Source organism: Acidilobus sp., from assembly GCF_049973875.1.
In the GTDB taxonomy this organism is placed as follows: Archaea; Thermoproteota; Thermoprotei_A; order Sulfolobales; family Acidilobaceae; genus Acidilobus.
The window spans coordinates 1-15,199 of the sequence record NZ_JBMFJI010000003.1; the positions used below are offsets into that span (position 1 = coordinate 1).

The 15,199-nt window shown below is 59.2% G+C and carries 16 protein-coding genes, 1 tRNA gene, 1 rRNA gene and 1 pseudogene; 5 read left to right on the forward strand and 14 right to left on the reverse strand.

The window, feature by feature from the left end; genetic code table 11:
• From ACP5H1_RS01755 to ACP5H1_RS01785, 7 genes are all read right to left on the reverse strand, one after another.
• A 16S ribosomal RNA gene (locus ACP5H1_RS01755) occupies positions 1-540 on the reverse strand; the annotation flags it as partial.
• Positions 541-955: 415 nt separating this feature from the next.
• A complete protein-coding gene (locus tag ACP5H1_RS01760) occupies positions 956-1,543 on the reverse strand; it encodes a hypothetical protein (RefSeq protein ID WP_427971034.1) in 588 nt (195 codons plus the stop codon).
• Entirely contained in the window at positions 1,540-1,815 is a 276-nt protein-coding gene (locus ACP5H1_RS01765; protein WP_427971036.1) for an elongation factor 1-beta, read from the reverse strand. Before ACP5H1_RS01765 ends, ACP5H1_RS01760 begins: the two co-directional genes overlap by 4 nt.
• 11 nt (positions 1,816-1,826) lie before the next feature.
• On the reverse strand, positions 1,827-2,036 hold the full coding sequence (locus tag ACP5H1_RS01770; protein WP_427971038.1) for a zinc finger domain-containing protein: 210 nt from the start codon (positions 2,034-2,036) through the stop codon (positions 1,827-1,829).
• Positions 2,037-2,080: 44 nt separating this feature from the next.
• Positions 2,081-4,024: a ribosome rescue protein RqcH gene (gene rqcH, locus ACP5H1_RS01775; protein WP_427971039.1), complete on the reverse strand. Its 1,944-nt coding sequence runs from the start codon at positions 4,022-4,024 to the stop codon at positions 2,081-2,083.
• On the reverse strand, positions 4,025-4,390 hold the full coding sequence (locus tag ACP5H1_RS01780; protein WP_427971041.1) for a hypothetical protein: 366 nt from the start codon (positions 4,388-4,390) through the stop codon (positions 4,025-4,027).
• A 104-nt stretch (positions 4,391-4,494) separates the two neighbouring features.
• Entirely contained in the window at positions 4,495-5,211 is a 717-nt protein-coding gene (locus tag ACP5H1_RS01785) for a metallophosphoesterase family protein (RefSeq protein ID WP_427971043.1), read from the reverse strand.
• 177 nt (positions 5,212-5,388) lie between these two features.
• Here ACP5H1_RS01785 and ACP5H1_RS01790 point away from each other — a divergent pair, with 177 nt between their 5' ends.
• From ACP5H1_RS01790 to ACP5H1_RS01800, 3 genes are read left to right on the forward strand one after another with little or no spacing between them, the layout of a single operon-like run.
• Positions 5,389-6,591, forward strand: a complete 1,203-nt coding sequence (locus ACP5H1_RS01790) for a hypothetical protein (RefSeq protein WP_427971045.1) — start codon at positions 5,389-5,391, stop codon at positions 6,589-6,591.
• A 5-nt stretch (positions 6,592-6,596) separates the two neighbouring features.
• Positions 6,597-7,568 (forward strand): SLC13 family permease, encoded by a 972-nt coding sequence (locus ACP5H1_RS01795; RefSeq protein WP_427971047.1) that lies wholly within the window; start codon positions 6,597-6,599, stop codon positions 7,566-7,568.
• A complete protein-coding gene (locus ACP5H1_RS01800; protein WP_427971049.1) occupies positions 7,492-7,902 on the forward strand; it encodes a hypothetical protein in 411 nt (136 codons plus the stop codon). The genes ACP5H1_RS01795 and ACP5H1_RS01800 overlap by 77 nt, the downstream gene beginning before the upstream one ends.
• Here ACP5H1_RS01800 and ACP5H1_RS01805 read toward each other — a convergent pair.
• From ACP5H1_RS01805 to ACP5H1_RS01830, 6 genes and pseudogenes are all read right to left on the reverse strand, one after another.
• A complete protein-coding gene (locus ACP5H1_RS01805; protein WP_427971051.1) occupies positions 7,899-8,684 on the reverse strand; it encodes an enoyl-CoA hydratase/isomerase family protein in 786 nt (261 codons plus the stop codon). The genes ACP5H1_RS01800 and ACP5H1_RS01805 overlap by 4 nt on opposite strands.
• Before the next feature lie 94 nt (positions 8,685-8,778).
• A tRNA-Ser gene (locus tag ACP5H1_RS01810) sits at positions 8,779-8,864 on the reverse strand.
• Positions 8,865-8,899: 35 nt separating this feature from the next.
• Positions 8,900-9,885: pseudogene (locus ACP5H1_RS01815) on the reverse strand (RNA-guided pseudouridylation complex pseudouridine synthase subunit Cbf5).
• Positions 9,886-9,987: 102 nt separating this feature from the next.
• Positions 9,988-10,278 (reverse strand): 50S ribosomal protein L14e, encoded by a 291-nt coding sequence (locus ACP5H1_RS01820; protein WP_427971052.1) that lies wholly within the window; start codon positions 10,276-10,278, stop codon positions 9,988-9,990.
• 55 nt (positions 10,279-10,333) lie between these two features.
• Positions 10,334-11,053 (reverse strand): molybdenum cofactor biosynthesis protein, encoded by a 720-nt coding sequence (locus ACP5H1_RS01825; protein WP_427971054.1) that lies wholly within the window; start codon positions 11,051-11,053, stop codon positions 10,334-10,336.
• Positions 11,050-11,298, reverse strand: a complete 249-nt coding sequence (locus ACP5H1_RS01830; RefSeq protein WP_013266099.1) for a hypothetical protein — start codon at positions 11,296-11,298, stop codon at positions 11,050-11,052. The genes ACP5H1_RS01825 and ACP5H1_RS01830 overlap by 4 nt, the downstream gene beginning before the upstream one ends.
• A gap of 99 nt (positions 11,299-11,397) precedes the next feature.
• On the opposite strand from ACP5H1_RS01830, the gene ACP5H1_RS01835 reads away from it, so the two are divergent.
• Together ACP5H1_RS01835 and ACP5H1_RS01840 are read left to right on the forward strand one after the other, a co-directional pair.
• Positions 11,398-14,214, forward strand: coding sequence for a DEAD/DEAH box helicase (locus ACP5H1_RS01835; protein ID WP_427971056.1), 2,817 nt, complete (start codon positions 11,398-11,400; stop codon positions 14,212-14,214).
• Positions 14,214-14,780, forward strand: a complete 567-nt coding sequence (locus ACP5H1_RS01840; protein ID WP_427971058.1) for a hypothetical protein — start codon at positions 14,214-14,216, stop codon at positions 14,778-14,780. The genes ACP5H1_RS01835 and ACP5H1_RS01840 overlap by 1 nt, the downstream gene beginning before the upstream one ends.
• A gap of 80 nt (positions 14,781-14,860) precedes the next feature.
• Here ACP5H1_RS01840 and ACP5H1_RS01845 read toward each other — a convergent pair whose 3' ends face one another.
• Entirely contained in the window at positions 14,861-15,061 is a 201-nt protein-coding gene (locus ACP5H1_RS01845) for a ribbon-helix-helix domain-containing protein (RefSeq protein ID WP_427971301.1), read from the reverse strand.
• Between the last annotated feature and the right edge of the window lie 138 nt (positions 15,062-15,199).

Sequence of the window (15,199 nt, forward strand, 5' to 3'; positions counted from 1 at the left end):
GGCGCTTTAGGCCCAGTAGACGTCCCGACCACTCGCGGGGCTGGTATTACCGCGGCGGCTGACACCAGACTTGCCCCCCGCTTATTCCCCCGCCTCCTTGCAGCGGGGAAAAGCTCCCTTACGGGAGCACTCGGGGTGACCCCGTCACGGTTTCCCGCATTGCGGAGGTTTCGCGCCTGGTGCGCCCCGTAGGGCCTGGGCCCTTGTCTCAGGGCCCATCTGGGGGCTCCCGCTCCCACGGCCCCTACCCGTCGTCGGCTTGGCGGGCCATTACCCCGCCAACTACCATGATGGGCCGCAGCCCCATCCTCGGGCGGACCCCAGGCGATAACCCCCCAGGGTCCCTTTCGGCGAGGGACCGTTCCAGGCCCCCTCGCCTATCGGGGATTAGCCCCAGTTTCCCGGGGTTATCCCCGTCCCGAGGGTAGGTTAGCTACGTGTTACTCAGCCGTGCGCCGCGCCCAGCGGCGGCTGGGCGCGCGACTCCCATGGCTTAGCCTCACCCCGATAGCAGTCGGGTCCGGCAGGATCAACCGGAGTTCAGCCGCAAGGCGGCGGCTGAGGCGGTCGGGCACACCCTGCCGTTACGTGGCTCACGGACCCCTGTCAGACCTAAGCGTCCCTGGGGTACCGCTCCCCAGGGTTTGCTTAGGCCCCCATTCGCTAAGCGTCCACGGCTCCTGTCAGAGCCGTAGATTCTTCTTACTGTGCTAGGGTTTATAACGTTTGCTAGTAGCTGATACCCCAGAACAAGGTTATTAGCTGCCCCAAAGCCCCGTGGACGCCGCTGGGCAAGGAATTCATGGCATGCAAAGCGCCATAAAAGAACGTCAAGGCGGTGTCCCCGCAGCCAGAGGCCGGGCCTCACGCTGGGAGCGACGACTCCCCGTTGGCCCAGCGCCGCCGGGCGAGCAGCTGCGGGGCGCTATTGCTGTGGCCTCCAGGGCTATTAACTTCAGGGCTCCCTGAGGAGGCCGAGCCTCCTGGCCAGGAGCTCCCAGTCAAGGCTGAAGACTATGAGGCCCGCCACGAGGCCGGCGACCGCCATGAATGTTATGATCACATATTCTGGCAGCCTGAATATCATGGACACCTCGCCAGTTATGAAGTACAGCAGGGAGGTCTCAGCCACGGTCTTCAGAAGCTTGGCAGCCGCGGCTATGAGGCCCATGAGCTTGGCCCTCATGCCCGAGGCGCCCCCTACCATGTAGACGAAGTCGTCAAGTGGGAGCACCGGCACCACCGCCGCGAAGAATGCCAGCAGGTAGGCCCACCTGCTGTTGGAGTACCTCGCCAGGAACCTCACGTTCCTGTTCCTCCTCAGGACCCCCTTAAGGCCCACCCCAAGGTAGTACATGATGACCTTGGCTATCGCCGCCCCGAGGGACGCCGCGAGCACCGGGGGCCAGAAGCCCAGGCCCCCGTACTTTATCTCAAGCAGGACGACGGTGACGTAAGGAGGGGCCCCAAGGGGGATTAGGTTGAACAGCAGGGCCACGGAGAAGCTAGTGGCTATTACTGCGAGGGCGCTCACTTGCGTCACTCGCTCATCCTTGTTACCGCCTCTACCTGGACGTCCTCAACGTCAGGCACTGACCTCAGCACGTCCTCAAGGGTCTCGGTGCCGCCCTCCACGTCCTCGGGCATGGCTATCACCAGCTTGAGCGCCCTGAGGCCGAAGGCTATGGGCTCCTCCCCCGAGTTCAGGACCTCATAGCCCTGCGGCAGCGAGCCCTTGATCCTGTTGAGCAGGTCGCCCAGGTTAACGTCAACTGAGGAGGGGGTCACGGTGACCAGCACAGCCACCCTTGCCACGGCCCCTCACCTCACGGGCCGACGAAGCCGCAGTTGGGGCACCTGTACGGCGTCCCCTGCTTCCTGCACTTGGCGCAGCGCCATATCAGCGCCTTGCCGCAGTTGGGGCAGTAGAAGGCCACGGCCTTCTCCTTTGGGTGTATGATCCTCCCGCAGCTGGTGCACACGGGGGGCTGGACCATGTCAAGCATGTCTATCTTTCTCACCGCAGCCACTGACATGCCCTAATCTCCCCGCTCAGGCCTGTGATCTCCCCTATTAAGTGTTAATCGGCCACGCCCCTGGGCCTCCTCAGCCCCCCTGCCTGGCCCCTCCTGGCCTGCGATGTAGAGGCCCTGCCCGGGAGCCTGGCGGCTACCTCAGAGGGGTCCAGGGCCCTTATTACCTTGGCCTCCGGCGCTGTCCTGGAGAGGGAACTTATGATCTCCTCCGCCGCCTCCTCGACCTTCATGTCTCCCGGCGTCACCCTGAGGTAGGCTATGGCCTGGGGCGACACTACGCTCTCCGGGCCCACTACCACCACCGGAAGCCCCTCCTCGTCGAGGGCGACGCCCAGGTACAGCTCTAGCCTCAGCGGCCTCAGGTAGTTCTTCTTGCCGTAGACCATGAAGGAGCCCTTGGCTAGGTACTCCCCTGAGGGAGGGCTCTTTGAGACCTGGGAGCCGTAGGCCCAGTAGACGCTGACGCTCGCCATCCCCTCCTTCCACGCCCTGCTGTATGCTGCTGTCAGCACCGCCGCCTCGCTCACGTCGGTTTCAGTGAAGCCCCCGGCGGCGGCAGCCATGAGTATGACCGCAGGCGCCCCGTGTATGTCCGCGTGCAGGAAGACGTCATTTGGGCCGAGCATCTTCCTCACGAGGCTCTCGTTCTGGTCGGCGTCCCTGCCGCCAACTGCAAGCACCCCCGACGAAGTCACAAGCCAGTGGTACCTCTCGTACCAGGCCCTGCGCCTGCGGCTGGCCCTCTCCCTGAGCTCCTGGAGCTCGAGCTGCTCCTCAAGCTGCTTAAGCTTGGCCTCTATGTCAAGCTGCATCCTGGAGGCCCTCTCCGCCTTAGCCCTGAGCTCCCCCGCCTGCCTGTAGAGCCTCTTTATGGCGTCGTCCACGGTTTCGTAGAGGTAAAGCTTCACGTCAACGCCTGAGAGGTCGACTATCATGTAGCCCTGCCTCCTGTTAACCTCCTTAGCCCCGCACCCCTCCTTGCCCTCCTTGACGCACCGCAGGGCCTCGAGGGCCTGGTAATAGGAGGAGGCCACGGCGTTGGCCTGCGCTTCGAGGGCGCTGGCCTGCCTCAGGTACTCCTCTGCCTCAGCCCTGGCAGCCTCAAGGCTCCTGAGGAGCCTCCGCCTCTCGGCATCGAGGGGGCTCTGCCTCCTTGACGTAAATGAGCTGAAGTAGAGGTCTAAGGCCTCGTCAAACGTGCTGAAGCTCAGCTCCCTGAGGCCCGTCGCGGAGGTCACCCTGAACGGCGTGGCCTGCACGGGCGAGCCGTCCTGGCCGATGTAAACGTAGCCCTGCCCCCTCAGCGACTCCTCAGCTATGGACCTGAGCGCGTCCGCTACCTTAGCAAGGTCAGCCTCGCCTAAGGCCTGTGGCTGCTCATTACCCCTGAGACCCGCCCTGAAGGCCGCCTCCTCCGCGGCCTCGCCGGGCACTCCGAGGTTCATAACAAGGGCCCTCACTATGTCCTTGGCCTGGGACCCCCTGAGCCTGCTCGCCAGCCCAGCGCCGTCGAGGGCGAAGGGGCTCTCAAGCCTCAGGGGAGGGTAGGAGTACTGGAGCCCCCTCCTCACCCTCCTGTCCTTGGCGTCAAAGTATGATGAGGCCGCCACCAGCCTGCCGTCCGGCGAGACCAGCGCTATGACCCCCCTGGGCAGGAGCTCGAAGACAAGCCTGTGGCCGTCCTCAAGCGTGATCTCTACAAGCCTGTCGAAGCCCACCTGCTTAACCTCTGATACCCTCAGGTCCCTCACGTTGTCCCTCATCGCCTTTGCGAGCGGGCCCAGCTCCCTCCCGGGCTGGTACCTGGCGCTCGCGTGGAGCCTGACCCCGGGCTGGGCCACCAGGAAGTCCCCGTACCTCAGCCTCATCCTTATGGCCAGCAGGTCCCCGTCCTGGTATATGTTGTCCAGCCTCTGGCCCCTGAGCTGGCTCGCCTGCTGCGCCGCCCAGGCCATAACGTCGAGCGAGCTCATGGACTTCCTTGCCAACTACGCCACCCTCTCGGACCTGAGCCCCCTGAAGAGCCACGAGTACCTGTCGTAGAGGGAGCAGTCAACTATAATGTCATCGCCCTCCCTTATTATTGAGAGCCCTTCAAGGGGGTTCTCCGGGGGCTCCGGGAGCCCCTTGGGCTTCACGGAGCCCGCGTATATGAGCTTCCCCTCCCCCTTCCTCCACCAGTACCTGCCGTAGTACTCGTACACCCTGGTTACTCCGTTGACCCTCTTGTAGACCTTGTGGACGGGCTTAAGGTAGTAGCCCCTCCTGGAGGCGAGCTCGTTGTAGACGTAGAGCTTCTCCTTGACCTCGCTCAGGACGGAGTATATGGCTGAGTAGCCCCCATACACCCTCACCCTGCACTGGGGCTCACTCGGCTTTTCTCGCTCATCCCCGCCCGCCGGTCGCCTCGTCGCAGGTTCCATCATTGCCCCTTGGATGAGGTTATGCGCGAGGCTAATTAGCTGAAGAAGGCCTCCAGCCCCGCCCTGACCTCCTTAACCCAGACCGGCGACCTGTTGAGGGGGAACGCGACGTTATAGACTGGCACGCCGCTGACAGTGGTGAACCTGGACCCCTTGTGAGCGTGGCCGTGGACTGCCACCGTGGGCCTGAGCTCTACTATTAGCCTCTCCATCCTGGAGCTGTAGAGGTTCGAGTAGAACCTCGGGTCCTCGCCCCTGAGGTTTGCCTTGGCCAGGGCGTAGTGCGAGAGCAGGACCACCCTGTCGGCCTCCGACTTGGCCTTCATGAGGAGCTCCCTGACGACCTCAACCCTCTTCGCGTAGATCTCCTCTATGCCCCTGATGTGGGCCTCCTGCCACCTCGTGGGCCTGTCCAGCGCTCCTGGGGTTCCCACCACCGCCACCTTAAGCCCCCCGCAGTCGTAAACCTTGAGCTCGTCCGCCAGCCAGTCGACCTGCGGGTACCGCCTCCTCAGCTCGTCCCACCTGTCCTGAAACTCGTCGTTGCCAAACGTCGCCACAATTTTGGACCCAAGCCTCTCCTCTATGGCCTTCACCACGGGCTCAGCCATAGCGACGTTTCCCCTGTCAACTATGTCGCCTGCCAGGAGGAAGAGGCACGGCCTTCCAGTCACGGACGTCAATGACCTGACGAAGTCGTTGAGGTACTCCGGCGAGTGTATGTCGGACGAGGCCAGCAGCTGCAGGCTCAAGCCGGCTCCCTGTTGAGGTGGGGCTGCGCAGGTTTACAGCGTTGTTATAAACGTCGCAGCCCCAGACCGGTGTGGGCCTATGATGCGCGATGGGCAGTCCGAGCCGTGAGGACTAACGACTTTCTGAGGCCCTACCCTTAATATTCCATAGGGGGCTCCAGAAGGGGGCCTACCGACTTGAGCGAGGACCCTGTGCAGCAGGCCATGAAGGTGCTTGCCAAGTACCCGCTGTGCGACAGGTGCCTGGGGAGGCTGTTCGCGGGCCTAGGAAGGGGGCTGAGCAACGCTGAGAGGGGCAGGGCCCTCAAGCTTTCGGTTGTGATGAGCCTTCACGCCATGTCGCTGAGCGGGAGGCTTCCGGAGAACGCGAGGGACCTGCTGGCCAACGCTGGAGGGGCCGCCGCCCAGGTCTACGTGGAGCTCTTCGGCTCCCCTCCAGAGCGCAGGAGCTGTTACATATGTAATGATGCGCTGGACAAGTTCCTTGATGAGATGCCCCAGAGGGTGGTGGATGCAGTGAAGGAGTGGGGCGGCAGCACGTTCCTTGTCGGCGCAAAGGTTGATCCGGAGGTCATCTCCAGGGAGGAGCGCATAAAGGCAGAGTTCGGCCTGGCCTTCGGTGAGTCCATAAAGTCTGAAATAAAGAGGGAGCTGGGCAAGAGGGCCCAGCTGCTGGGCCCCAAGGTCTCCTTTGACAGGCCAGACGTTGTCGTTATGGTGAGCTTTCCTGACGGCAGCGTGAGCGTGCAGCCCAGGAGGCTCGTGATCAAGGGGCTCTACAGGAGGCTCAGGAGGGACCTCCGGCTGAGGCCCAGGGAGGCCCTGTCTCACCCGCTCGTGGCCAGGCTAATTAGTGACACGAAGTCGTCAAGGGTCGGAATAGTTGGGCTCGTGAGGGACGAGAAGGAAGTCAGGGCCCTGGGGCTGGGCATTCCTGTCGAGTTCCACCTCGGTGGGCCTAGGGTGCGCCTGGTGCCCCCTGACGGCTCCATCATAGAGGCCGAGGGGGCCTCGCTCGAGGTCAACAGCTCGGTTGAGGCCTCAGGGCCCGAGGACCTCTCGAGGAGGGTCAGGGTTTACAGGTGCATCCTCTACGTCGAGGGAGGCTCCTTTGAGTCCCTTCAGCTGGCGGCGACATCGCTGCGCGGCAGGGAGGTAAGGCAGAAGTTCATGGGAAAGGAGGTCAGCGGGGTCGTCAGGGGGGCCGAGTGCGTTGACATGGGTGGAGGCCTGGCGGAGTGCATCATAGCGCTTGACGAGAGGCTCCACGTAATGGAGCTGGTGAGCGGCAGGGGGACCGAGCCGAGCCTGAGCGGCCTCCTGGGAACAGCAGCCGAGTGCGTGGCAGCTGACCTACTTGGAGTGATCCCCCTGAGGTGAGGGGCTTGATATCATATGGTCCCGTGAAGGAGCTCGTTGGAGGCGCAATCATAGCCCTCATACTTGGCGGCCTCATGTTCAGGTCCAGGTACTTCCACAACCTGCCCATCTGGACCTTCATGTCGTTTGCCGCGTTCATAGCAATAGTCAGCGGCCTCGTGAAACCTAATGACGTGGAGGACTACGTTAACTGGAACGTCATACTTTTCCTCATAGGCGTGTTCAACATCGGCGCCCTAGCGGAGGAGTCAGGGCTCCTTGAATACGTCACCTACTACGTAGTCTACAAGGTGAGGGACAGGGTCAGGCTAATAATAGTCCTGACCATCGTGCTAGGCGTCATGGCTGCCATAGTTGTCAACGACGCCGTTGCCGCCATGGGCTCGCTCATAATAGTGCCGCTGGCCAAGGTCATAGGCGTTGACCCAGAGCTCGCAATACTTATGCTGGCGTTCGCCGTCACCATAGGCTCCACCATGACGCCCCTGGGCAACCCGCAGAACATGTTAATAGCCGTGAGCTCCGGCGTCCAGGCGCCCCTGAGCACGTTCGTCATTTACCTTGCCGTCCCCACGGTGGTAAACCTTGCCGTCACGGGCTACATCCTGGCCAAGATCTACGGCGTTAAGGGTGGGCCCGTGAAGCTGCCCTACAGGATACCTGAGGAGGCCATAAGGAACAGGAGGGACGCCTTGCTGGCCGTCTTGTCCCTGCTCGTCATAATAGTGGCGCTGACCGTTAATGACCTGCTTGAGCTGATGAGAAAGCCCGCAATAACTGAGATAGGAATCATACCGTTCACCGTCGCCGCCGCGACCTTCATACTGTCAAGCGATCCGAGGGAAACCGTCAGGAGGGTCAACTGGGGCAATACTTTTCTTCATAGTGATGTTCATAGCTATGGCTGGCGTCTGGAACTCCGGCATACTTACATCCCTCTTCAGGTACCTGCTGCCAGGCGTCGGGAGCCCACTTAGCGACTTCATCAGAATCACCGCGTCCTCGCTTCTGTTCAGCCAGCTTCTGAGCAACGTGCCCTTCGTGGAGCTCTTCATAATTTACATGCAGAGTGTTGGGTTCGGCAGCGCCAATTACATGGCTTGGCTGACGCTTGCCATGGCCTCAACCATAGCTGGCAACCTGACCATACTTGGGGCCGCGTCGAACGTGATAATATTAGAGTCCACAGAGGCCCGCCACGGCGTCTCTGTGAGCTACTGGAAGTTCATGATAGTAGGGGCGTTGGTCACGCTAGTAAACGTGGCCGTCTACGCCGCCTATATGATACCGCTGTCGATGCTGCGCATCTAGGCCCGTCGCTCAAGCTTCCTGACGGCCGCAGGCTTGAGCTTGTGCTCCTTGAAGAGCCGCATCCTCTCCTTGGCCTCGTCAGTCATGGCTAGGGAGGCCAGCTGGCCTATGGCCTCCTTCATGCGCGACAGGTCAACGTCGCTCAGGGCCAGCCTCTTTATCGCTTGCAGGGCCTGCGGTGGGAATGACATAAGGGTGCTCAGTATATCATCCACTGTTTGGTCGACGTCAGCCTGGGGCACGACCTCGTCAACTATGCCCAGCAGGGAGGCCTCTGCCGCTGACAGCCTCTGGCCGGTCATAGCCAAGTACCTGGCCCTCCTGTGGCCCAGCGCTGTGACGCCGAGGCTTAGCAGGAAGGGGGGCAGAAGGCCAAGGGCGACCTCAGGGAAGCTAATCCACGCGTTCTCAGCAGCTACTACGACGTCGCACGCTAGGAGGAGCTCCGCCCCGCCGCCGGCGGCCAGGCCCTTGACGGCGCATACTATGGGCTTATTGCACTTTATCATAGTTGTGACCACGTCAAGTATCCTGTTGAAGAACTCCTCGGACTCCCTCTGCGTGCTAAGCCTTGACATGGCATCTATGTCATCCCCTGCGCTGAACGCCACCTCGCTCCCAGTGAGCAATATAGAGCGCAGGTCAGTGGCGCAGCCCTTCTCAAGCTCCCTTGCAAGGGAGTCCCACATCTCACCGTTTATGGCGTTCAGCTTCTCAGGCCTGTTTACCGTGATCCTGTAGGCCATGTTCTTATAGTTCTCACCGTATACATAAGTGGACATTTTTCTCCTGTGCTGCCCTTAGAGGGCCACGGGGTATTTTTGCGGAGACACGTGCCAGATAACTAAGACTTCATGCAATTATGAATTAGGGCGACGCCGGGGGTGGGATTTGAACCCACGCGCCCCTTGCGGAGCAACGGGTCTCCAGCCCGTCCCCTTGGGCCGCTCGGGCACCCCGGCGCCAAGGTGTAGATGAATGCTTGTGCTTAAATCTGTTAGCTGGCCTCCTTGCTCTTCCACATGCGCGGGTAGATGCCGCGCGGCATTACTATGCGGGTGGGCTTGACGGCTATGCCCTTATCGTGCTCCATGACTTCTTTGGCATCCATGACCGCCTCACCTAAGCCTACCAGCTCTCCCTTAAGCGTTAGCATGGCGACCCTGCTGCCTGCCTTTACATCAGGCGTAAGCAGTGATATCCCTGGCACAGCGAGGGGGGCGCCGTTCACGACGCTTTCAACGGCGCTGTCCCTGAGCACAACCTTAGGTAGCTCGCACGTAATGACCTCCCCCGGGAGCACCGCCCTCCTGAGGTAGTCGTCCTTACCCTCCTCCCTGAAGCGGTACACTGCCTCCGAGAGCTCCTGCAGTGTGACTAAGTTGTGGTCCTCGTCGAAGGGGCCCGTCTTAATCCTCCTCAGCTCCCTCATGTGCGCGCCGACCCCCAGGACGAGCCCCATGTCCCAGCACAGCTTCCTCATATAGGTCCCTGGGTCTGACTCTATCCTAAGCAGGGCCAGCCTGCCCCTGACTTCAAGCACCTCAAGCGAGAATATCCTCCTGGTGCGCAGGGCCCTCTTGACGTTGCTCCTAACGGGCGGCCTTTGATATATCACGCCTGTGAACTCCTCTGCCACCTCCCTGAGCTTTTTCTCGCCTACATCGCCATGAAGTTGCATGACGCAGATATACGCCTTCCTCGAGTGCACTACGGAGCCCATTATTTTGGTCATATGGTCAAGGGCTACGGGCAGGACGCCTGTTACTTTGGGATTTCCCCGCCCAGGCCATGCGGCCTGAGCCCAAGGGTCCCTCCATGTCCCGCCCGCTTAACCCCCAGGAGCCTCTTAACCCAGGCCGTGACTTCATGGCTTGTAGGCCCAGGAGGCTTGTCTACGTTAACCACCCCATAACTTATGTACTCCCCTGTGGGCCTCTCGGTTGGTATAACCCCGTAGTCGCCTGATGTGTCCTCTGGCATCTTCTCAAGCCACTGAACCTTGTGGCCGCAGAAGCCGTTGACGAAGTCCAAAAACTCCCTTCCACGTCTTGTTAGCTCAGAGCTCAATCCTGAGCACCGGCCTCAGGCTAAGGCCTGCTGAAGCTTTACCCTCTCCCTCATAAAGTCCGCGAGGCCAGCAGACTCTATTGCCTTGAGCACCTCCTCGTCGCTGGCCCCCTTGTTTATCTGAACCGCCTTGTCTAGGGGCATTATGTGTGATATGTTGACCCTCCTCCTTCTTACGCCAGTAAGCGTCTTGGGTCCTGTGACCAGCACGTTGTTCTCATCTACTATGTCAACTATTACGCACTTCCTGCCGGCCTCACGGCCCCTCAGCTTATAGCATATCCTCCCGACCTCTATGGCAGGCACCTTAAGGCCACCCTGGAGGTTTTGAGGAGGCGGTTCACTTTAAAACTGTTCTAGCCTAAGACCCGCCTTTAAGCTCAGCCTCTCTTATTTCCCTGTCGCCAACCATGTAATAAACTCCGCTTTCCCTAACCTCAGTCTTCCAGACGGGGGCCTCGTGCTTAACGTGGTCAACCAGCCACTCCAGCGCCGGGAAGACGTTCTTCCTGGACTCCCCTGAGACGCCGACCACCATGGTGAGCTGGCCCGGCCTCCTTGGACCCACGAAATGTATCACGCAGGCGCCCGCCAGGGAGAACTTAGTTATGGCTTCAAGGGCTAACTCCCTCAGCTTAGGCTCCATGAGCTCCTCTGAGTGCTCGTAGTCCAGCTCCTTAACCTGCTCACCGTTGTTTATGCCCCGGACTATGCCTATGAAGAAGGCCACGGCCCCGACCCTTGGGTTGTCGCCGTAGAGGAAGCTGGTTAGAGAGGTCAGGTCGACCGGCTCATCGTCCCTGGCCACCCTGACCAGCACCCTCTCGTCGCCGCCGGAGGAGGGCGGGAGCACGTGAATAACCTTGGCGTCCTGAGGTATGAGCTGCGAGGGGGCAAGAGGCCTCCCGTCAACTATGACCTGCACCTCGCCCTTAAGTTCCTCAAGGGCTTTTCCTAGGCCCATTGATGAGAGCTTTTCAAGGAGCCCGGAGACTGTAATGCCGTCACCGAGCTCAAGCTCCAGCTCACCCTTGCCGGCCACCTCACGGAGCACGGAGTAAAGCTTTACCTTTACTTTCAAGCTATCACCTTAGAGCTTCCCTGCCTTCTCTTCTCAAGTGAGTCCCTGAGCTCTTTAGAGATTTGTTTGATAGGGCCCTCCACGCACGAAGCCTCGGGCCTCTCCATAAGTAGCCTCAAGAACTTGGCTGCGCACTTGGCGCTGTGAAACTCCAGCAGAAGCTCGCCCCTCCTTATAATTATGCCCTGACCCTCGTGGAAGGGCCTGCCACACACCATGCATCTGTGGAGCTCGCCTGCGGCCATACTTTGGAGACCTATGTAAGGGAGTGCCACACTATATTTAAGCACAGACCGACCTGCTGTAGAAGGTTTGGCGATGTAGCCAGAGATGGTAGGGCGGCAATGACTGAGGCACCGCTGAGACCGGAGCTAATAGGCCTGATGAAGAGGAGGGGCTGGAAAGGCCTCACGGAGCTGCAGGAGAGGGCAGCGAGGGCTATACTGGCTGGCAAGAACGTGCTTATTATGGCCCCCACCGGCGAGGGCAAGACCGAAGCCGCTCTACTCCCCCTCCTTACCAGGCTCACCAACGAAGGGAATGTAATGCCTGTGAGCATACTTTATGTAACCCCAATGAGGGCGCTCATAAACGACCTCCACAGGAGGATAAGCTACTGGGCTGAACCCCTCGGGCTGAGGGTGACCAAGAAACACGGTGACGTGCCCAGCTCTGAAAGATACCTTAGGCTTAGGAACCCGCCTCACGTGCTCTTAACGACGCCTGAGAGCCTAGAGATAGACTTGGACTGGGCCCCCAAGTTCAGGGAGTACTACCGTAACGTCAAGGCAGTTATTGTAGACGAGGTCCATGAGCTGCTCTCATCGAAGAGGGGAGCGCAGCTCCTCCTGCTGCTCGAAAGGCTTGCGAGGCTGGCAGGGGACTTCCAGAGGATAGGGCTCTCGGCAACCATTGGTAACCCTGGGAAGGCGCTAGCAATGCTTAGGGGCAGCAGCAGGAGGGAGTCAGAGCTGGTAAGCGGCGGCGGGAGCCGCGGATTCCTCTTTGAGGTGAAATACGTAGATGGGGCCAAGGACCCGTGGCCCAAGGTAGCGGAGGTCGTGTCCTCGGAGTCCTCAGGGCCGACGCTGATATTTACTAACAGCAGGTACGTGGCCGAGAAGCTTAGTCACGAGCTTCAGAAAAGCAGGCTGGACAACGTCTATGTGCATCACTCCAGCGTCTCGGCTGAGGTCAGGGAGATGGTTGAGGAGAAGCTGAGGCGCGGCGAGGGCTGTCTGGTGGTTTGCACCAAGACGTTAGAGCTAGGGATAGACGTAGGGTCCATAAGGAAGGTCATCCAGGTTCGCGCCCCAGGCTCGGTGGCTGCGCTCATACAGAGAACGGGAAGGAGCTTCCACAGGCTGGGCGGCACCTCCATGGGCCTGATAATAGCTACTGACCCTGTGGACCTGGCAGAGGCGTTAGCAGAGGTTAGGCTCGCGTCAGGCGGCTATGTCGAGGACGAAATATTGGACGTAGCGCCAGCTGACGTTATTGCAAAAGAAGTTGTTGGAAGCGCGCTGTCAAAGGACCCCGGCCTCACTGTGGAGGAACTTTACAAGACCTTAAAGGGCTCTCCCATCTTTAAGTTAAGCTATGAGGAGTTCCTCTCCCTGATTAAATATATGAAGGGGAACGGCGTAATCGACATTGATGATAAGGGCTCGATAAGGGTTGGGGGCACCTTCTACAGGATCTGGAGGCTCCGCAGCGGCCCGGAGAGGCCCTGGTCCCCGAGGGACTTCAGCGACTTCTTCTCTACCATTCCCAAGAGGGACATGTTTGCGGTGAGATCGCCCGACTCCGTTATCGGCTACATTGACGCCTACTTTGTTTACCGTAACCTAAGGGTTGGCGACGTGATAAGGCTTGCAGGGAGCGCTTGGGAGGTCTCAAGAATAGACGAGGTTAACGAGCGCGTTGACGTGATCCCTGCCAAGGGCTCCGGCGAGATACCCCTCTGGAAGGGCGAGGGCCTGACTAGATCAAAGGAGGTTTCAGAGGAGTTCTACAGGGTTATCCTGGACGACGGCTGGCGCGGCTACGAGTCAGGCCGCGTGCTAGAGGCTATAGGCTCGTGGTATAAGTCGAGGGGAATAACGATAGGCCCTCACGACATAGCCTATGAGAGGATCGGGAACGAGCAGGTGCTCCTGGGCCCCTTCGGCTCAAAGCTCGCTGAAACCCTGGGAGTTTTACTCATGTCTTTAGCAGCAAAGAGCAAGGGCCTTGATGTATATTATAGGCCCTCGTTCTTCGGCGTAAGCGTTAACATGGGCGACCGTGACGCGCTGCCCGCATTAATGGAGCTAGGGCCCGAGGAGGTCAGGGAGGCCATCTATGAGGCCCTTGACTACCTTCCCATATTTCACGAGAGGCTCGCTGAGGCAAAGTACGACCTGGGCAAACTAGGCGAAGTAAACAAAGAAAGGGACAGCACGCTAATAGATGAGGTCAAAAAGTTTATAATAAGCAAGGAACTGGACGTTGAGGGCGCTATAAAGTTCATAGAGAGCCTCGGGAACCACTACATAAAAGTGCACGTTATAAGGGATGGGCCCTCGCCCTTGTCACAGGAGCTCCTCTCGCTGCCGCCTGTGAGGCTCTGGGTTCAGGACCTGGCGAAGAGGATTGCCGAGCTGCTTAAAGACTGGGCCTTCACCTCAATAGAGATTGCCGAGGAGCTTAAGCTCTCTGAGAAGACGGTGCTCAACAAGTTGAAGGACATGAGGCGTCCTGAGTACAATGATTTGAGGGTGATCGCGTTCCTCGACGTCAACAGCGACGAGTGGAGGTGGACCCTGGCCTCCTCATTTAATGATATAGCGTCGTCTGAGGACTTTGCAGAGAGCTTCGCGCCTCTGGACCTTAACGCTGAGCTTAAGGTGACTGCTAAGAAGGGGTACACGTGGGAGCCCAGGGAGACCATAGTGAAGCCTAAGGACGTAGTGGACAGGTGGAACTTAATCTTGCCATATGTAGCGGGCACTGACGAGATATACGAGCTAAAGGTCTCTATGGCAGGCTATTATGGCGCAGATTACGAGAGCTCTGTCACGTATCATTACGTCGATGCCAATCACGCAAAGCTTCTAATCTTAAACGCCGCCGCGTACCTGCAGAGGCACAGCAGCTCTGTCGGGAAGGTGTCGGTGTAATGAGCGTATGCGATGAAGTAAATTATATTAGGATAATTGGGGCAAAGGCCTCCAGGTCTGAGAACATGGACATAAGGCTCCTAGCGGCGTCGATATACAGCGTTGCCGATACGCTTAACGGCGTGTGTGAGTACCTAGATGCCAGGGAAGTAAAGCCCCTAGTTAACGAGCTTGCTGCGGCGGTTGACTCGGGCAACTTACCTGAGGTGTCATCGGCTTTAAATTCCATCAAGGCTAAGGCCCAGGGCTATGGGAGGCTTCTTCAGTTTAGGCTTGCATCTTTAGCAACCAGGATCCTGGCGAGCCTGTCGCTGGTCGTCTTCTCCTTCCTGTTGATCTTAGCAGCTGTAACGCCGCTAGAGTTTGAGGCGGCGCCCATAATTCTTGGTCTATCTATTTCCGCCGGGGCCCTGTACGCAAGGCCCGCGGCCGACGCGCTCTTAATAGCGGCCTCCGCTATGCTGATGGTCACGGGCGCGGGCAGTTCCCTCATCGTAGCCCTAATTACGATGGCTGCGAGTGTTGGCAACTTATTGGTAACAATAATTGCGTCCTCCAGTGGGTGAACAATAAAGGCCTTTACTAGTGGACCATCGCGGAGCGCTCTCAACTTAGAAGAAATGTCGCGCCGCATTTATCTACAGCATTAGACTTCTGCTACCTCCGCAGACGTTGACAGCTCGCTTTCGCTTAACAGGCTTTCCCCCCACAGCTCCCTTTTAAGAAGTTCCCTTACGGCCACCCTTATCACCTCGCTCCTGTTTGTAAACTTCTCCTCCTTGACCAGCTCATCTATAGCCTTTACGTAGAGCTCAGGCATCTTTACAGTTACCAGCTTCACGCACATCACCGCATAAAAGCTTATAACCACTGGCTTAAAGAGGGGTTAGCTCCCCCAGGCCCTTTCTTTTGTCAACATAATAGAATATTCTCAGGTAATTATTAGAGCTGCCTAGCATTAACAGACGGTTAAAGCTCCGGTGCT

What these genes read in the sequence shown, in the direction of transcription:
- ACP5H1_RS01770 (WP_427971038.1), bottom strand. Translation starts at nt 2,036, where the DNA reads ATGTCAGTGGCTGCGGTGAGAAAGATAGACATGCTTGACATGGTCCAG.
- ACP5H1_RS01800 (WP_427971049.1), top strand. Translation starts at nt 7,492, where the DNA reads ATGGCTGGCGTCTGGAACTCCGGCATACTTACATCCCTCTTCAGGTAC.
- ACP5H1_RS01805 (WP_427971051.1), bottom strand. Translation starts at nt 8,684, where the DNA reads ATGTCCACTTATGTATACGGTGAGAACTATAAGAACATGGCCTACAGG.
- ACP5H1_RS01830 (WP_013266099.1), bottom strand. Translation starts at nt 11,298, where the DNA reads ATGGCCGCAGGCGAGCTCCACAGATGCATGGTGTGTGGCAGGCCCTTC.
- ACP5H1_RS01835 (WP_427971056.1), top strand. Translation starts at nt 11,398, where the DNA reads ATGACTGAGGCACCGCTGAGACCGGAGCTAATAGGCCTGATGAAGAGG.
- ACP5H1_RS01840 (WP_427971058.1), top strand. Translation starts at nt 14,214, where the DNA reads ATGAGCGTATGCGATGAAGTAAATTATATTAGGATAATTGGGGCAAAG.
- ACP5H1_RS01845 (WP_427971301.1), bottom strand. Translation starts at nt 15,061, where the DNA reads ATGTGCGTGAAGCTGGTAACTGTAAAGATGCCTGAGCTCTACGTAAAG.